Raw genomic sequence first — 16,049 nt, forward strand, 5'->3', positions numbered from 1 at the left:
CATCGGTGACTGCTTGAACGAAAGTAGTTGTGGCGCTGTGTGATCGGATGCCGCGAGGCTACCCGACTACCGATTCGATCAACTCGTCGGTGCGTTGCCGCAATGCTGCCCGGACGGCCGGGTCGTAAGCCTGCTCGTCGGCGCGGGATTCGTTCGTGCCGTTGAAGTAGGTGCCGGTGGGGACGTCTTCCTCGATCAGGCACAGTACGGCCGCACCACCGTCGGCGACAGTGCTCAGCGGTGATCCGCCGAATTCCGCGACCATCGTCGTGTCCATGTACGTCGCCGGGTGAAGTGCTGTGACATGCACCCCGGTCGGGCGCAGCTCCTCGGCGAGATCGAAGGTGAACATGATCTCGGCGAGCTTGGCTCGTCGATACGCCGCCATGCCGGAGTAGCCGCGTTCGAAGTTCAGGTCGTCGAGGTCGACCGGTTCCTGCCCGATCGAAGCGACATTGATCACCTGGGATGGCGCCGATGCGATGAGTAGAGGCTGCAACTGCCGAGTGAGCCGATACACGGCCAGATAGTTGACCGCCAAGCGGATCTCGATGCCATCGGCACTGACCTGCCGCGCCGCGCCCGGTACTCCGAATCCGACACCCGCATTGTTGATCAGCACGTCCAGTCGGTCGGTGTGCTGCCGGACCTGGTCGGCCAGCTCGTCGACTTCTCGTAGCGAGGACAGGTCGGCGAGCAGAATCTCCGGTTCGGGGCCGCCGGAGGCAAGGATCGCTTCGCGTACCTGCTCCGCGCGCAGCTTGTCACGCCCGTGTACGAGCACGCGCGCGCCGGACTGTGCCGATCGGACGGCCAGATATCGGCCCAGACCATCGGTGGAACCGGTAATCAGGACGGTCTTTTCGGTCATGTCAACTCCTTGCCGCGTGCGGTCTGCAGATCTCGAACGCTTCCGGACGTGGCTCGGGCGCCTGGACTCGGCTGTCCGGTCTGCGACCTGACAAACAGAACGAACTAGATGGTTCGGATACTAGCTTATTCTTAGCCGCCTGGCAGGCGAACGCCCGTCAGTGACGGAATGAGCACCGGGTCTCTGCCCGGGGCCAGGCCTGCCGGCTGTTGCTCGACAGGCCTGCCCCACGTCGGGCCGGCGTTTCAGCTCATCGCGATACGGATGCTTTTGACCTGCAAGAATTCGTATAGTCCGTCCAGGCCGCCGGTGCGGCCATACCCGCTTTGCTTGTAGCCCCCGTAGGGGCCCTGTGGTGACATGTCGCTGATCTGGTTGATCCAGACGGCTCCGGCCTCCAGCCGCCGTGCGACCCGGTGCGCACGGATGAGGTCGTTGGTCTGGATGAACGCGTTCAATCCGTAGGGTGAATCATTGGCGATCCGAATCGCCTCCGCCTCGTCCCTGAATTTGATCACCGATACGACGGGGCCGAACGTCTCGATCTGCGCCAGATCCGACGAGTTGTCGACGTCGCCGAATACCGTGGGCTGGATGTAATACCCCTCGCTCAGGTCGCCGCCGAGCCGCTTGCCGCCGGTGAGTAGCTCGCCGGACTTCTCGGCGACGGCTTGGTCGATCACACCCAGAATGCGATCGGCATCCCGTGCGCTGACCACCGGACCGAAAACTACCGTCGGATCGAGCGGATCACCGATCTTGGCGGCCTCGACCACGGGGATGAACTTCTCCAGGAACGCGTCGTAGATCGATTCGTGCACGAGGATCCGGCTCGCGCAGGCGCAGCTCTGCCCCGATTGCACGATCGGCCCCTGGTAGGCAGCGATCTGGGCCGCCGCGTCGAGGTTGGCATCTTCGAAAACGAGGTTGGCGGATTTTCCGCCCAGTTCGGCCACCACCGGTGTGAGATTCACCGCGGCACTGGTCAATATCTTGCGTGCGGTTTCTCCGCCACCGGTGAAGTGGATCTTACGAATCCCGGGATGCCGGACCAGCGCGTCGCCGCCCTCGGCATGTGCGGGAACGACGTTGACCAGCCCGGCCGGCAAGCCGGCCGCCGTGCACAGTTCGCCGAACCGCAACGCTGCCATCGGTGCGAGCACCGACGGTTTGAACACGACGGCATTACCCGCGGCCAGGGCCGGGGCGACACAGGACGCGGCGACAACCATCGCTCCGTTCCACGGGGCGATCACACCGACGACGCCGTACGGCTCGCGTTCGATGAGATTGAGGTCGGAGGACTCGGCGGCAGGTGTGATCTGACCGTGCGGTTTGTCGACGTAGCCGGCGAAGTGGCGCAGGAATCGTTCGAGCAGAATCGTGTTGATGGACAGCGACGTCGGTACGGCGTAGTCGTGCACATTCAGCCCGGAGAGGGCGGCCATGTTCTCGTGCACCGCATCCGCGAGATCGATCAGCAGATCGCGGCGGCGATCGACGGTGAAGGACATCCACTCTCGGTGCGCTTCCCGGCCGGACGCCACCGCCAGGTCCATTTCGGCAGGGCCTGCCAGCGTGATCGTTGCGTTCGGCCGTCCACTGGCCGGGTAGATGTGCTCGTGCGTTCCTCCGGAGGACCAGGTCAGCTTGTCGCCGCCGATGAGCAATCCGCTCGGCAACGGGGATTCAGGTTGTCGGGTGGGTTCGGTAGTTGTCGACATCGGTACTCCTACGAGGTCTTTTCGTCCTCTGCACGCCATTCCTCCTGCACGCGTGGTTTCTGTTCGGCGATCACCTGATTGAGGTGGGAGGCTTTGGGCCAGCCGGAGTACGCGGCGAAATGCAGTGCGAATTCGTCCATTTCGGCGAAGGACAGGTCGCGGCTCTTCAGTGCCGCGTAGACGTGCGACATGATCGGGTAGGGCGCGTCCTGGAATGCCACGCACGCGACCGTGATCAGCCGCCGCTCCTTCATCCCCAGGCCGGTGCGCTGCCACATCTCACCGAAGACGAAGTTGAGGATGCCCGCGCCCTGGTACGGGTTGTTGCGGTCGGGGTAGTAAGGCAGGCAGTTGACATCCATGAAGCACTGTTCACCGCTAGTCAGCCGGGCTTCCGGATCACTCGGAGTGACCATCGGAAGCAGCGGTTCGGGCGGTGGAATCTCCTGTCCGCGTTCGCGATTGATGCGTTCCCACTGCTGATCCACGACCATGTTGAATCGTGACGCCTTCGGCCAGCCCGCGTACACCGCGAAATGCAGGACGGCCTCGCGCATTTCGGTGATGGAGATGTCGCCGCTGTTCAGTGCCGCGTACACGTTGTCGATGATCGGCTGCTCGGCATCGGCATCCGCGGCGCAGGACAGGGTGATGAAGCGCCGCTCTCGCCGGGTGAGGCCGGGGCGTGTCCAGATCTCCGCGAAGACAAAGTCCACCAGGCCGTTGGCGATGGTCGGGCTGGAGTCCTCGGGCGCCGGAAACGTCATCACCTCGGTGAATTCACGTTTGCCGCGTTCGGACCGGGCCGTACTCACCGTATCTGTTGTCATGAGTTGTGCCTTCTGTATCGGTGTTCGAATCCGTGCGTGAAAGTCACAGGGACCGAAGCGAAGTGCTACTTGAGGGTGACGCCCGCATCGACCTTGAACTCCAGGCCGGTCACGTAGCGGGATTCGTCGGAGACCAGATAGAGCACGGCATTGCTGATATCGACCGTCTCCACCAGAGGGACCGGCATGGCGTTGCCGAACAGCGGAGCCAGATCCGGGCGCTTCTCGCCGAGCAGCGCGAACAGCGACTCCGGCGCCATTCCGGTCGCCACCCCGGTCGGGTGCACGGTGTTCACTCGAACATTGTGTGCCGCAAGCTCATTGGCCAATGCCTTGCTCATGCCGACGACACCGAGCTTCGAGGCGGTGTAGGGGATGTGCAGCGGTGTGCCCTTGATCGCGGCCGCGGAACTGATGTTGACCAGACTCCCCCCGTGCTCGACCATGTGGGGGAGCGCGGCGGCACAGGTATTCCACGTACCGATGAGGTTGACATCGACCACGATTCGCCAGTCGTCGGGCGTTGTGGTGTCCCAGGTGCCCGCGGTCAGCACGCCGGCATTGGCCACGGCGGCATCGAGCCCGCCCAACTGCTGCACACCGTCGTCGACGGCTGCGGTCATTGCGTCGGAATCCCGGATGTCGACGATCTTGGTGATGGCACGACGGTTGTGCTTCTGCACCAGACGTGCCGTTTCGGCCAGGTCGTCGGGCGACGACAGCGGGTACTCGATACCGGGCAGCGACTCGCAGATGTCGATCAGGATCAGATCGGCGCCTTCTTCGGCCAGCCGGACCGCGTGACTGCGCCCCATGCCACGCGCTGCGCCCGTGATCAGAACTCGTTTGCCCGCCGCACGTCCGCGGGGTTGTACGCCCTCGGTCATTTCCGCCTCGCTCACAGTTTGTTGCAGAAGCCGGCGTCGACCGGAAGTGCCACGCCGGTGATGTATTTGGCCTCGTCGGAGGCCAGGAAAGCGACTGCCCCGCTGATGTCCTCGGGCTCGAGCAGCGCCACCGGCATCGGGTTCATCAGATGCGGGCCGCCGGACTCGGGGTGATTCTGGACCCACTCCATCATCGACGGGTTGACGGCCATCATGGTGTTCACTGCGGTCGGATGTACGGTATTTACCCGAATACTCTGAGGTGCAAGGACATTCGCCAGCACGCGCATCATGCCGACCAGGCCGGACTTGGCGGACGCGTAGCCGAGCCCACCGCCTTCCAGGCCTCCCAGGCCGACCAATCCGGCGGTGGAACTGGTCAGGATGATCGCGCCGCCCCGTCCACCGGCGACCAAGTGCGGGATGGCCGCTCGGGTCACGTGAAAGGTGCCACTGAGATTCACGTCGATGACAGCGTTCCACTGCTCGAGTTCGGTCTCGAGGGTGACCTCGTCGAACGACGTCGGTGCGATGCCCGCGTTGGCGCAGACGATGTCGAGGCGGCCGAATTCTTCGACTCCTGCATCGAGTGCGGTCTTGACCTGGCTGAAATCGCGTACGTCCGCGACCGAGCCGAGTATCCGGCGGCCCGTTGCCTCGACGAGTGCGATGGTCTCGTCGAGTTCCTCGCGGGACGCGAGGGGGTACGGGTTGGCGGGTATATCGGCACAGATGTCTATGCCGATGATGTCGGCGCCCTCGGTCGCCAGGCGTACCGCGTGACTTCGGCCCTGTCCCCGCGCCACGCCGGTGATGAAGGCGACTTTGCCATCCAACGAACCCATCGATCCTCGCTCCAATGCCGAGTGGATCCGTGTCGCCGGCCGAAGCCGTACGAGAACACGGTTTCCGTTCTTCGCAACGTAGTGCGCTGACGTGTGGTAATCCGATTACCAATATCGGAGAATAGCACTAGAGTTGCGGTTCGGGAAGGAGTTGGAAGTGGGTCCTGGTGACGATGTGGCAGCCGGGTGGGCGACGGCTCCAGCGAGAGACCGAATCCGCCGGGCTGTCCTGGAATCGATCGAGGTCGAGGGGTACGACGCACTGCTGTTGCGTGAGGTCGCGCGCCGCGCCCGAGTGTCATTGGCCAAGATCTACCGGCTGTACGGCACGCGTGAGGAGTTGATTCTGGCCGCGCTGGACTGGTGGCTCGAGGAGAACCGATATGCAGGGCTCGAGGTGCCGCTGCCTGATCCGCCCGGCACTCCGTACGAAGGTTTGATTCGAGTGCTGCGCCCGATCTTCGAACTGTGGGAAGGGCATCCGGCTCTGCTCGTGGCGTACTTCCGGGCGCGCTCGTCCCCGGGTGGAGAGAGGCTGGTGCGACGCGGATTCGACGCCGTCGTGCCTGCTGCAATGGCGGTGCTGGAGGAAGTGGACGCCGAGTTCGTCCGAGATCTCGACGCTGTTCTGTCCAGCCTGGTGTACGGGTTGCTGGGTCGGTTCGCAGCCGGTGAGATCGAAATCTCTGCGCTCGTGCCGGTCATCGACCGTGCGGTGTACTGGATGACCGCGGGCTATGCGGCCGTGGGGGATCGGTAGGGCGGGGCGTCTTCGGCGGCGGATGGTCATCCACACAGGCGGCTGTCGTCTCCGCGGTACCCGATCGGTCTGGCCGTGGGCCATCGTCCGTCTCGAATCTCGGTGCGCACCAGGTGCACCGTGAGCCGGGCGACGTTCTCTATCGCACGGGTCGAATGCTCCGGCGGAGTTCTGGTCAGTACGATGCGCCGTTGTAGGTGGGGGCTGTGTAGTGGTGCGGCGCTGATCGTCTGTGCCGCAAGGTCTTCGGTGAACGCGATCGGCGGAAGAATCGCCCAGCAACGTTCGGTGGCGACCAGCCGCTTCTGCATGTGCACCGCGGCGGTGGTTGCTGCGACGCGGAATTCGGCGCCGATGCTCCCGACCACGCTGTCCAGCAGATCACGAAGGGCGCTTCCGACGGGTGGTAGCACCATCGGGTTGTGCAGGACATCGACGAGTGCAATCGGAACTCCCGGCCGGAGCCGGGCGGCCGCCGGGGCGATCGTCCACAGTTGCTCGGTCGCCAGCGGTGTCGTGTGCGCGGCCGGAGCGCCGACGGTCTCCGCGGTGAGGGACAAGTCCAGGTCGGCTGCGCCCATCCGGTCTCGCAGGTGTCCGGAATCGCTGATCACCATGCGTAGATCGAGCTCGGGAAACTCTCGATGCAACGCGGCAGTCAGTGGTACTCCGATCGCATCGGCGATGCTTTCGAGCAACCCCACCGTGACGATCTCGCCGCTGGTACTGGGGGTGGGCGCTATTTCGGCACGCGCTCGGCCGAGCTCGACCAGCGCGGATCGGCTGTGGTCGGCCATGATTCGTCCCTCGGCGGTCAATGTCATTCCGGCGCGGGTCCTTTCGAACAAGATGACACCGAGTTCGTGCTCCAGTCCTTGGATCTGGCGCGTGACCGCGGACTGGGTGAGGTGTAACGAGTTGGCCGCTCTTGTCACGCTGCCCAACTCGGCGACGGTCACGAAGGCCGTCAACTGCTTGATGTCCATGGCGGTCGGCGAGCCTCGCCTTCGATCCGAAGGGTGCGGGCGTAGCGGAGTGATGTTGTGCGACTGCCCAAAGTAGAGTTCGGCTATGCATAGCATTGAGGAGTGATATCCGTCAATAGTGCATGTGAGGGCATATTCAATGCCAAGTGTCTCCGGCCTTCGTGGATCCGTCACGAGTTGTTCGATCGATCAAATCGTGCGGGACTGCCGATGATCCGTGATGTTGCAGCCGCATGGAGATATGTGATGCGCACATACGGTGGAAATGTAATTCTCTGATTCGGATAATGGTGATCCGTAACACTTGGAGGGGGAGAACAGCAGTCCGCGCGCGGTGCGGACGAAGGGAGAAAGCAAACCCATGGCAACACCTTCTGTCGATGTCTCTCCTCCTGACGAGGCCGACACCGGACGACTCGAGAGCGCCTCACGACTGCGGGTGGTCCTGATCATTCTGGCGATCGTCGCCGCTACCGAGGTGGGCACGTTCTACTTCACGTTCGTGTCGATGGCCACGCGTTACATCGGGGCGGACTTCCCCGGTGAGAGTGCGGGGCAGTTGACGTGGATGTCCACGCTCTACGCGATCGTCGGTGGCGTGGCTGTTCCGGTCGTCGGCAAACTGTCCGACCGCATCGGTAAGAAGAAGATCGTCCTGGCGTGCCTGGCCGTCTCGTTGATCGGAAGTCTGGTGGTCGCCCTCACCTCGACCTGGCCGTTGATGTTGCTGGGCCGTGGCCTCCAGGCGATCGCCTTTCCGGCGCTGTTCGTCTCCTACGGTTTGATCCGGGATCTGGTGCCGCGTCGGAACATCAGCATGGCCATTGCCCTGGCGGGAGGTGGCACAGGTGTGGGTGCGGTTCTGGGGCCAGTGGCCGGTGGTGTGCTGACCGACCACTACAGTTGGCGGTCACTGTTCTGGTTCTGCGTGGTGTGGACCGTCGTGACGATCATTCCGCTCGCGATCTTCGTGCCGGAGACCAAATTGCGGGTGAAGAACCGTATTGATTGGGTGGGTGCGGTCCTGCTGGGCACGGGGATCGGTGGTGTGCTCATCTACCTCAGCGAAGGAGGGGTCTGGGGGTGGAGCCATCTGTCCGCGCTCGCGTGGTTGATCGGCGGTATCGTTCTGCTGGTTGTTTTCTATTGCTGGGAACTGGTTTCGCGTGACCCGATCATGGATCCGAAGCTGCTGCGCACACCGCGCTTCGTCAGCGTCCTGGCAGCGGCGTTCCTGTCGGTGGGAATCATGCAGGGCGTCGGTTATCTGATGAGCTATCTGGCCGAGACGCCGGGTGGTGTCGCTGGTGAGGCGATCAAGCAGCAAGTGGTCGCGGGTGCGGCTCAGCAGGCCGCCGCGCAGGCTTCTCAGCAGACGCATATGAACATTCCGCCCTCGATGGTGGCGCATTACTTCTCTGTGGAAGGAACGCTGCCAGGGCTCAATCTGACACTGCTGCAGTTCACGCTGCGAGCGTTGCTGGCGATGACGATCGTGTATGTGATCGTATCGCCGTTGTGCGGCTGGTTGTCCACCCGCTACGGACTGCGGCGGCCCTATCTCATCTCGCCGGCCATGTTCATCGTGTCATCGGTGTTGTTCGCGTTCTTCCATGAAAAGCCGTGGCAGTTGGCCCTGATCGCCATGATCGCCGGCATCGGTGCGGGAGCGTTCCTGGGCACATTGCCGAACATGGTGGTGGAGTCGGTACCGCAGGAACAGCAGGGCATCAGTGCGGGAATGTATGGGGCGTTCAACAGCTTCGGCACCGCCGCCGCGGCGGCGGCGACCGCGGCGATTTTCTCGGCGCACCCCTTGATCCTGCACATCAACGCACCGGGGCATGTCGAAGCTCGCAGGCTCGACACTGGGCCGCTAGCACAGTTGCCGAGTGAAGCGGCGTACGTCGACAGCTTCTACATGTTCGCGATCGCGGGGGCTGTTGCTCTGATACTCGCCGTCGTGACCATGCGCCACTTCGACAAACCGACCACTGGTGGATTCGAAGGGTGACTGTCGGGAGTGCGGCGTCGGTTCGGACGCCGCACTCACCCGTCTGCTCGCCCGACGCTGTTGTATGCGAGCTGATTTCGTTCCCAGGCATCCGTCGAATGCGAGGTCGATCATGACCAGAACGTCCGCCCACGAACCGGTCGTGCACACTGCCTCTGGCAGGGTACGAGGTCGCATCGAAAACGGGGTCGCCGTGTTCCGTGGGATTGCGTTCGCACAACCTCCGGTCGGAGAAGCGCGATTTGCGCGACCTCTTCCAACGGTCCCTTGGTCGGGCATCCGCGACGCGTTCGAGTTCGGTCCACCACCACCGCAGGAACCGGGGATCGCCGGGCTCACGGGTTTGTCCGAGATCCGCGACGGCGACGATTGGCTTACGGTGAATGTATGGACACCGGAAGCGGATTCGGCTGCGCTGCGGCCGGTGATCGTCTGGATCCACGGTGGCGCGTACAAGCTCGGCTACTCTGGCAGCCCTGGTTACGACGCATATCGGAACGCGCGTGATGGCGATGTTGTCGTCGTCACGTTCAATTATCGAGTAGGTGTGGAAGGATTCGCTCGGATTTCCGGTGCGCCGGCGAACCGCGGCCTGCTGGACCAGGTCGCGGCACTGAGGTGGGTACGAGCCAATATCTCGGCCTTCGGCGGCGATCCCGATGGAGTCACCGTGTGCGGCGAGTCCGCAGGGGCGGGATCGGTAGCTGCGCTCCTGGCAATGCCAAGTGCCGCAGGGCTTTTCCAGCGAGCCATCATGCAAAGTCTGCCCGGTAGGTACTTCTCGGACGCATTGGCCACCGACATCGCCGACGTCGTCGCGAAGGCCGCCGGGTGCAGACCTACGGTGGCGGATCTGTCGGAGGTCAACCCGCGGAGTCTGCCGGAAGCAGGCGTGGCGGTGGCTGCCGAAATGCGGAGGTACGCCGAATCCTGGGGTGCGGCTGCATATATGTTGGCGCCGTTCGCTCCTGTGGTCGATGGCGATGTACTGCCGACGACGCCGTGGCAGGCAGTGGCAAATGGTGCTGCTCGAGATGTCGACCTCATCGTCGGACACAATCAGGACGAGTGTCGGCTTTTCTTCGTGCTCGGTGGGCAAAAGGATGCGATAGACGACGCGCGTGCGGAATTCGATCTGCGGCTCTACGGGCCCGGACCCGGCAGTGAAATAGCTTACCGTGCGGCATTCCCGGATGCCACGCCTGCTCGGCTGTGCGAACTGGTGCAGTCCGATAACCAATACCGCATGCCCGCAGTACATCTGGCGGATGGACAGGCGGCTGCGGGAGGCCGGGTACACATGTATGAACTGACATGGTCGGCGCCGAACAACGGTGGGGTCTTCGGTGCCTGCCATGCGCTCGACGAGACATTGTTGTTCGGCACGTACGGCACGCATCTGGGGCCCTTGCTCCTTGGACCGAAGCCACCGGCCGAGGCTGAACAGTTGTCGGCGATGATCCGGTTCGCATGGGCCCGCTTCGCTGCTACGGGCGAACCTGGCTGGCCCGCATATGATCCGGACCGTCGGCTTATTCAGATCCTCGATGTCGAGCCGAGCATCGCGCGGTATCCAGAGGAAGCCTCCCGGCGAATCTGGCAGGATTATCGTTTCCACGCCATGCCACTGCTCCAGCCGTCACAATAGCCGGTTCACCAGCGAAGTCCGACGTGCCGGTCCGCCGAAACCGGATATGGCCGCACCGCAATTCGGGAGGTGTCATCGATGGCGGCGCGGCGGGCGTCGAAAGCAGCGAATAGCGGGTCACGTCAGCGGATCATGGAGGCCACTGCCAAGATCATGCGCGAGGACGGGTATGCCGCAGCAACATCGCGACGAGTTGCGGCCGAGGCCGGAGTCCGGCCCGCGCTGCTGTACTACTACTTTCCGACGATGGAGGATCTGTTCCTCGCGGTTCTGTACGCGCTCGCAGGGCGGGAACTGGCTCGTCGCCGTACCGTGCTGACCGCCGAGGATCCGCTTCAGGCGTTGTGGTCGATCAGCACCGACTTCCAGTCGGTTCGGCTGAATACGGAATTCATGGCTTTGGCCAGGTATCGCAAGGCGATCGGCGCCGAATTCGAGGTGTATATCGAACGGACGCGAGACCTCGAGGCCGCTGCCGTCACCCTCGTCCTGCGGACTCATGGCATCGATCCGGACGAGTTTCCGCCCCGGGCGCTGTCGATGCTGATCTCCGCGGCCGCGCGAATGGTGTCCGACGAGAGTGCTGTCGGCGTCGAACAGGGGCATGACGAACTGCGCGGATTCGTCCAGCGACAACTCGAACGGTTCGCCGGACCGCCTTCGGTCCGGCCTGCTGGCGGCACCTGGCCTCGAAGCGGCGCCGGGCGATGAACCGGACTGCACAGGCAGTATTTCGCATCCTCGCAACCCATGGGGTCGAGCAGTTCTGCATCGACCATGTGACCTCAGGGTGCAGCCCGGTTCTCGGGGCGACCATGGCTTACCTCGTGCGCAGAATTCCCCGCGGAAGTGTGAGCGCCAGGTCGTTGTAGGTGACGATGCCTGGCGGTGCGCTGACAACGGCCGGGATGGCATGAATGGGCGGCATCGCGGTCATGATGTGTCCAAGGACCATGTAGTCGGCGATACTTGTGGCCTGGAAATCTGGCGGTGGGGCGAATCCGACGGTCATATCGACCGTTGGCCGACCATCGATGGTGATCTTCCAGCCCTCCCGCTCGAGTTTCCAGTCCGGTTGCAGGGTCTGGCCCTTGCGCCACCGGAAGGTCAGCTCGACTACGGTCTCACCACCGACGCGGCCCTGCCATCTGATGAATACGCCGGCAACGCACCCCTTTTCGATGATCCAGGAGCCGAGGTCGAGATCCTCAGTGGTTTGCGCGTACTCGGAGACACAGGTGATCTCGTCGAGTTCGGTACCGAGCGCGTCGGCCACCAGACGCACGGCCTCTGCGAAGACCGCGGTACCGCGTGCGCCTGCCTCGGGCAGGTCGGGGTCGTCCATCCGCATGCCGAAACCTACTGGCTTCTCGGTCTCCGGCGAATCGTAGAAGGTGGTGTCGGAGGATTCGGCGATGGTGATTCGGTCCACCTGGTCACATGCGTTGGCCGCGACGATCGCGAGCAGTTCGGCGAAGCCGGGGCTCACTCCCGAGCCGAACATCGTTGATCTGCCCTGCTCGCAGGCTTGCTGGATACGTTCGCGATCGGTTTCGGGCAGGTTGTGGCCCGTGATGAACGAAGCCGAGGCGACGACATTCGTGCCCGAGGTGAGGATCCGTACGAGTTCGTCGACATCCGGCCACATGGGGTTGTAAACCACGCAGTCGGGCTTCAGGGACAAGAGAGCATCGACATCGTCGGTTGCCGCGATGCCGATCGGGTCGATTCCGCACAGCTCACCGATGTCCTTGCCGACCTTGTCCGGCGACCAGGCGAAACAGCCGACGATCTCGAAATGCGGGTGCGCGGCAAGGGCTTGCACAGAGCTCTTGCCGACGTTACCGGTTGTCCATTGGACGACACGGTGGTTGGTGGATGTCATCGGAACCTCACTCACAGGACATCTGGATCCAGCTTCAGATCGCACTGTATACCAAAATGAGTATGTAGCTCTCTAAAAAGAGAATTAAATTCTCTCTAGGTCGTATGACCGTTCTAGCAGGTTTCGGTGGGTGTGTGCGTCGGTGCGCGCCGGCGGTGTGCTGCGGGGCTTGCGTATCGTATGGTTCTCAGACAGCTGTTCGAGATCTAGTACGGAAACATCGCTCTGAAAAAATCTACTGAATCGACACCATCAAGTAGAACTAGATTCTACTCTGAGGTGGAGCGTGACTCTGATGACGCTCGCCGGGGATCCGGTCCCTGGTTCCGACAACCTCGATTCCCGCGGCCACGTGGCGAATTCGCCCGATCCGGCGTGCCGGGCTACTGGAGCTTCACTATGCGCACTGTCCCTCTCGAACTGGCTGAACGATACGAACGCGAAGGGTGGTGGACGCGCGACAGTATCGGGGAGCTGTTGGCCGGAGGACTGGCTGCGTCATCGCGGAGTCCGTTCCGGGTCCATTCGGCTGTCCGGCCATGGTTGGGCTCCGTCGGTGAGGTGGAGCGGGTCGCTCGTCGGCTCGCGGCCGGATTGCGTGCCCGAGGTGTCGTGACCGGTGATGTGATCGCCTTCCAACTGCCCAACTGGATGGAGGCCGCCGCAACCTTCTGGGCAGCGGAATTCCTTGGGGCGGTGGTGGTCCCGATCGTGCACATCTACGGCCGTAAGGAGGTCGGCTACATCCTCGAAGCGGTTCGGCCTCGAGTCTTCGTCACTGCCGAGCGGTTCGGCAAACTCGTATACGACCCGGCGGTGTGTGAGAAGGTTCCGATCGTTGGAGTGGTCGGTGGTCAGGATGCAGCCACCGAGTTCGACGCTCTGCTGGCGGATGCTCCGCTGGAGGGCGTCGCGGCGGTCGATCCGACCGGTCCGGCGTTGATCGCGTTCACTTCCGGCACCACCAATGCGCCCAAGGGAGTGGTGCACAGCCATCAGACTCTCGGCTGCGAGACCCGGCAGCTGTCCGCGCGTCGCCCGGCCGACTTCGATCCGCAGTTGACAGTTGCTCCGGTCGGCCACTTCATCGGAATGCTCAGCGCCTTCCTGGTTCCGGTTCTGGAGGGCACTGCGATCGATCTGGTGGACGTCTGGGATCCAGAGGTGATCCTGAATCTGATGACGACGGTCGGAAGTGTCGTCAGCGGCGGTGTGCCCTACTACATGACCAGCTTGCTGGACCACCCGAAGTTCACCTCCGAGCATCTCGAGCTCATGAAATATGCTGGACTGGGCGGCGCACCCGTACCGATCGCCATCGCGGAGCGGCTCACCGCATTGGGCATCAAGGTCGTGCGCTCCTACGGCAGCACCGAACACCCGTCGATGACCGGTTCCAAGTACTCGGTCTCGGTCGACAAGCGCCTGTACACCGACGGCGTTCCGGAACCGGGTGTGGAGATCCGTCTGTCCACGGATGGTGAAATCCTCAGTCGCGGACCGGATCTGTGTATCGGCTATACCGATGACGATCTGACCGATGCGAAGTTCGATGCGGACGGTTGGTACCACAGCGGGGATGTGGGCACGCTCGATGCCGACGGATATCTCACCATCACGGACCGAACCGCCGACCTGATCATTCGCGGTGGCGAGAACGTCAGTGCGCTCGAGGTCGAGGATGTGCTGGTCACTGTGCCCGGCGTGGCCGAGGCCGTTGCCGTCGCCGCTCCCGATTCCCGCCTGGGTGAGCATGTCGCGGCGGTGCTGCGACTACATCCGATGGCGGTTGCACCGACGCTCGAGAGTCTGCGTGCGCATTTTGCCGACGCTGGACTGGCCAGACAGAAATGGCCCGAAGAGGTGCATGTCGTCGCGGACTTCCCCCGCACCGCGAGCGGGAAAGTCCAGAAATTTCTCGTCCGCGCGAGCCTGCAGGCGTAGCCGTCCCGAAGCAGTTCACCCCTCAACCTTTCCTGGAGTTGTCATGTCCGCAACCGAAATCAACCCTGTCCCAGAGGAAATCGAGAGATCGGAGGCCGGTGAGACCGGCCGTCTGAACGATTCGTCCCGGCTACGCATCGCCGTCGTCCTGGTGGTGATCGTCCTCTACACGGAGATCGGGCCGCTGCAGTACACGATGGTGGTGTCCGCCCTGCAGAAGTTGACGAAGACGTTCTCCGGCGTCGGCGGCAATATCAACTGGGCCCTGATCATTCTCGGGCTGATCGGCGCCGCCGCGAACCCGTTGATGGGCAAGGCCAGTGATATCTGGGGGAAGAAGAAGATCCTGCTGGTGTGCGGCACGCTGTTCCTGATCGGGTGCGTGATCTGTGCTCTGACCAGCAACTGGGCCGTGTTCCTGATCGGCCGCGGACTGTCCGCATTCGCCCTCGCCACGCAGTTCGTCTCCTACGGTCTGATCCGAGACCTGTTGCCGCGCAAGTATGTTCCGATCGGCATCGGATTCGTCGGCACCGGCGTCGGCTTCACCGGTGTGGTTGCTCCGCTGCTCGGCGGTGTGCTCGTCGACCATTTCGACTGGCGGGCACTGTTCTGGTTTCTGGCTGCCTTCACCCTCGTGCTGACGCCGCTGCTGCTGTTCATCGTTCCGGAATCACCTGTGCGCGTTCGTGATCGGATTGATCCGATCGGGGCGGTGCTGCTGTCCGGGGGTGCGCTGCTCACGCTGCTGTATCTGGACAACGGGCAGAGCTGGGGATGGGGTCGGCCGAGCGCGTTGGCCTGGCTGATCGGTGGACTGCTGATGCTGGTGCTGTTCGTGGTGGTCGAATTGCGGGTGAGCCGGCCGATCATGGACATGAAGGTGCTGCTCGACCCCAAAGTCAGTGTCGTACTGCTGATGACATTCTTCGGGATCGGGATCACCGCCGTGCAGCCGCTCGCGCTGGGATACATGACCCAGACGCCCGATGCTGATGTGATGCGGCAGAACATGGTCCAGGGTGTAGTCGCTCATGCGCAGGCGACAGGGGCGCATCTGCCACCCGACCTGGTGCACGTCAGCTTCGATCCCGGCTACAGCTACGGCAATGGCTTCACCCTGCTGCAATACGCGCTGCATATGGGGGTCTGGGCCAGTCTGCTCGGCATGATCGTCGGGCCCTTCGGCGGGATATTCACCAGGCGCTTCGGTGGGCGTCTCTCGGCGATCGTCGCTTTCGTGCTGCTCATCGCATCCGCCGTCGGATTCGTTGTGGTGCAGTACAGCTGGATCAGCTATCTGGCGCTGTATGTGGTGGCCGGGCTCGCCTTCGGCTTTCTGTGGGCGGCGCTGCCGAACCTCATCGTCGATGCGGTACCCGAGGAGCAGCAGGGGATCAGCACCGGCATGTTGGGTGTCATCATCAGCTTGGGTACCGGGGGAGCGATGGCGGTGACCACGGCTCTGCTGAACAGCAATCCGGTCGTAGCGCACATCGATGTAGCGGGCCATTCCTCGACCCAGGTGCTACCCCAGGTGTTCGCGGATCGCGGTTACAACCAGAGCTTCTGGATGGTTCTGGGTATCACGGTCGTGGCTCTGATCATCGCGCTGTTCATGCGGCATGGTCGAAAGCCCGCCACCGGCGGTGCCT

General features: G+C 63.1%; 13 protein-coding genes. 6 read left to right on the plus strand and 7 right to left on the minus strand.

Annotation, left to right across the window (positions count from 1 at the left end):
- Positions 1–58 precede the first annotated feature (58 nt).
- The 5 genes from ON40_RS42190 to ON40_RS42210 form a co-directional block, all read right to left on the minus strand.
- Positions 59–871 carry an SDR family NAD(P)-dependent oxidoreductase gene (locus ON40_RS42190; RefSeq protein WP_040831280.1) on the minus strand — a complete coding sequence of 271 codons (813 nt, stop codon included), beginning with the start codon at positions 869–871 and terminating at the stop codon, positions 59–61.
- 245 nt (positions 872–1,116) lie between these two features.
- Positions 1,117–2,595 carry an aldehyde dehydrogenase family protein gene (locus tag ON40_RS42195; RefSeq protein WP_051194448.1) on the minus strand — a complete coding sequence of 493 codons (1,479 nt, stop codon included), beginning with the start codon at positions 2,593–2,595 and terminating at the stop codon, positions 1,117–1,119.
- Between the two features lie 8 nt (positions 2,596–2,603).
- Complete coding sequence (locus ON40_RS42200) at positions 2,604–3,425, minus strand: carboxymuconolactone decarboxylase family protein (RefSeq protein WP_040831282.1); 822 nt, start codon at positions 3,423–3,425, stop codon at positions 2,604–2,606.
- A gap of 65 nt (positions 3,426–3,490) precedes the next feature.
- Complete coding sequence (locus ON40_RS42205) at positions 3,491–4,312, minus strand: mycofactocin-coupled SDR family oxidoreductase (RefSeq protein ID WP_040831338.1); 822 nt, start codon at positions 4,310–4,312, stop codon at positions 3,491–3,493.
- Positions 4,313–4,323: 11 nt separating this feature from the next.
- Positions 4,324–5,157, minus strand: a complete 834-nt coding sequence (locus ON40_RS42210; RefSeq protein ID WP_040831283.1) for a mycofactocin-coupled SDR family oxidoreductase — start codon at positions 5,155–5,157, stop codon at positions 4,324–4,326.
- Between the two features lie 157 nt (positions 5,158–5,314).
- On the opposite strand from ON40_RS42210, the gene ON40_RS42215 reads away from it, so the two are divergent.
- Entirely contained in the window at positions 5,315–5,917 is a 603-nt protein-coding gene (locus tag ON40_RS42215) for a TetR/AcrR family transcriptional regulator (RefSeq protein WP_245568235.1), read from the plus strand.
- A gap of 26 nt (positions 5,918–5,943) precedes the next feature.
- On the opposite strand, the gene ON40_RS42220 is transcribed toward ON40_RS42215, so the two are convergent.
- Positions 5,944–6,903 carry a LysR family transcriptional regulator gene (locus ON40_RS42220; protein ID WP_040831284.1) on the minus strand — a complete coding sequence of 320 codons (960 nt, stop codon included), beginning with the start codon at positions 6,901–6,903 and terminating at the stop codon, positions 5,944–5,946.
- Positions 6,904–7,264: 361 nt separating this feature from the next.
- Between ON40_RS42220 and ON40_RS42225 the strand changes: the two genes are divergently transcribed.
- The 3 genes from ON40_RS42225 (at position 7,265) to ON40_RS42235 (ending at position 11,276) form a co-directional block, all read left to right on the plus strand.
- Positions 7,265–8,917 (plus strand): MFS transporter, encoded by a 1,653-nt coding sequence (locus ON40_RS42225; RefSeq protein ID WP_083896353.1) that lies wholly within the window; start codon positions 7,265–7,267, stop codon positions 8,915–8,917.
- A 112-nt stretch (positions 8,918–9,029) separates the two neighbouring features.
- A complete protein-coding gene (locus ON40_RS42230) occupies positions 9,030–10,565 on the plus strand; it encodes a carboxylesterase/lipase family protein (RefSeq protein ID WP_040831286.1) in 1,536 nt (511 codons plus the stop codon).
- Between the two features lie 129 nt (positions 10,566–10,694).
- A complete protein-coding gene (locus tag ON40_RS42235; protein WP_083896358.1) occupies positions 10,695–11,276 on the plus strand; it encodes a TetR/AcrR family transcriptional regulator in 582 nt (193 codons plus the stop codon).
- Positions 11,277–11,385: 109 nt separating this feature from the next.
- Here the strand turns inward: ON40_RS42235 and ON40_RS42240 are convergent, their stop codons facing one another.
- The gene (locus ON40_RS42240; protein ID WP_040831287.1) at positions 11,386–12,450 is read right to left on the minus strand and encodes an NAD(P)H-dependent amine dehydrogenase family protein; all 1,065 of its coding nucleotides are present in this window, start codon (positions 12,448–12,450) and stop codon (positions 11,386–11,388) included.
- A gap of 399 nt (positions 12,451–12,849) precedes the next feature.
- Here ON40_RS42240 and ON40_RS42245 point away from each other — a divergent pair, with 399 nt between their 5' ends.
- Positions 12,850–14,394 carry an AMP-binding protein gene (locus tag ON40_RS42245; RefSeq protein WP_040831288.1) on the plus strand — a complete coding sequence of 515 codons (1,545 nt, stop codon included), beginning with the start codon at positions 12,850–12,852 and terminating at the stop codon, positions 14,392–14,394.
- A gap of 43 nt (positions 14,395–14,437) precedes the next feature.
- On the plus strand, positions 14,438–16,049 hold a 1,612-nt coding region (locus tag ON40_RS42250), incomplete at its 3' end, for an MFS transporter (protein WP_040831289.1).

It is taken from the genome of Nocardia jiangxiensis NBRC 101359, assembly GCF_000308615.1.
Classification (GTDB): Bacteria; Actinomycetota; Actinomycetes; order Mycobacteriales; family Mycobacteriaceae; genus Nocardia; species Nocardia jiangxiensis.

What these genes read in the sequence shown, in the direction of transcription:
- ON40_RS42190 (WP_040831280.1), bottom strand. Translation starts at nt 871, where the DNA reads ATGACCGAAAAGACCGTCCTGATTACCGGTTCCACCGATGGTCTGGGC.
- ON40_RS42195 (WP_051194448.1), bottom strand. Translation starts at nt 2,595, where the DNA reads ATGTCGACAACTACCGAACCCACCCGACAACCTGAATCCCCGTTGCCG.
- ON40_RS42200 (WP_040831282.1), bottom strand. Translation starts at nt 3,425, where the DNA reads ATGACAACAGATACGGTGAGTACGGCCCGGTCCGAACGCGGCAAACGT.
- ON40_RS42205 (WP_040831338.1), bottom strand. Translation starts at nt 4,312, where the DNA reads ATGACCGAGGGCGTACAACCCCGCGGACGTGCGGCGGGCAAACGAGTT.
- ON40_RS42210 (WP_040831283.1), bottom strand. Translation starts at nt 5,157, where the DNA reads ATGGGTTCGTTGGATGGCAAAGTCGCCTTCATCACCGGCGTGGCGCGG.
- ON40_RS42220 (WP_040831284.1), bottom strand. Translation starts at nt 6,903, where the DNA reads ATGGACATCAAGCAGTTGACGGCCTTCGTGACCGTCGCCGAGTTGGGC.
- ON40_RS42225 (WP_083896353.1), top strand. Translation starts at nt 7,265, where the DNA reads ATGGCAACACCTTCTGTCGATGTCTCTCCTCCTGACGAGGCCGACACC.
- ON40_RS42230 (WP_040831286.1), top strand. Translation starts at nt 9,030, where the DNA reads ATGACCAGAACGTCCGCCCACGAACCGGTCGTGCACACTGCCTCTGGC.
- ON40_RS42240 (WP_040831287.1), bottom strand. Translation starts at nt 12,450, where the DNA reads ATGACATCCACCAACCACCGTGTCGTCCAATGGACAACCGGTAACGTC.
- ON40_RS42245 (WP_040831288.1), top strand. Translation starts at nt 12,850, where the DNA reads ATGCGCACTGTCCCTCTCGAACTGGCTGAACGATACGAACGCGAAGGG.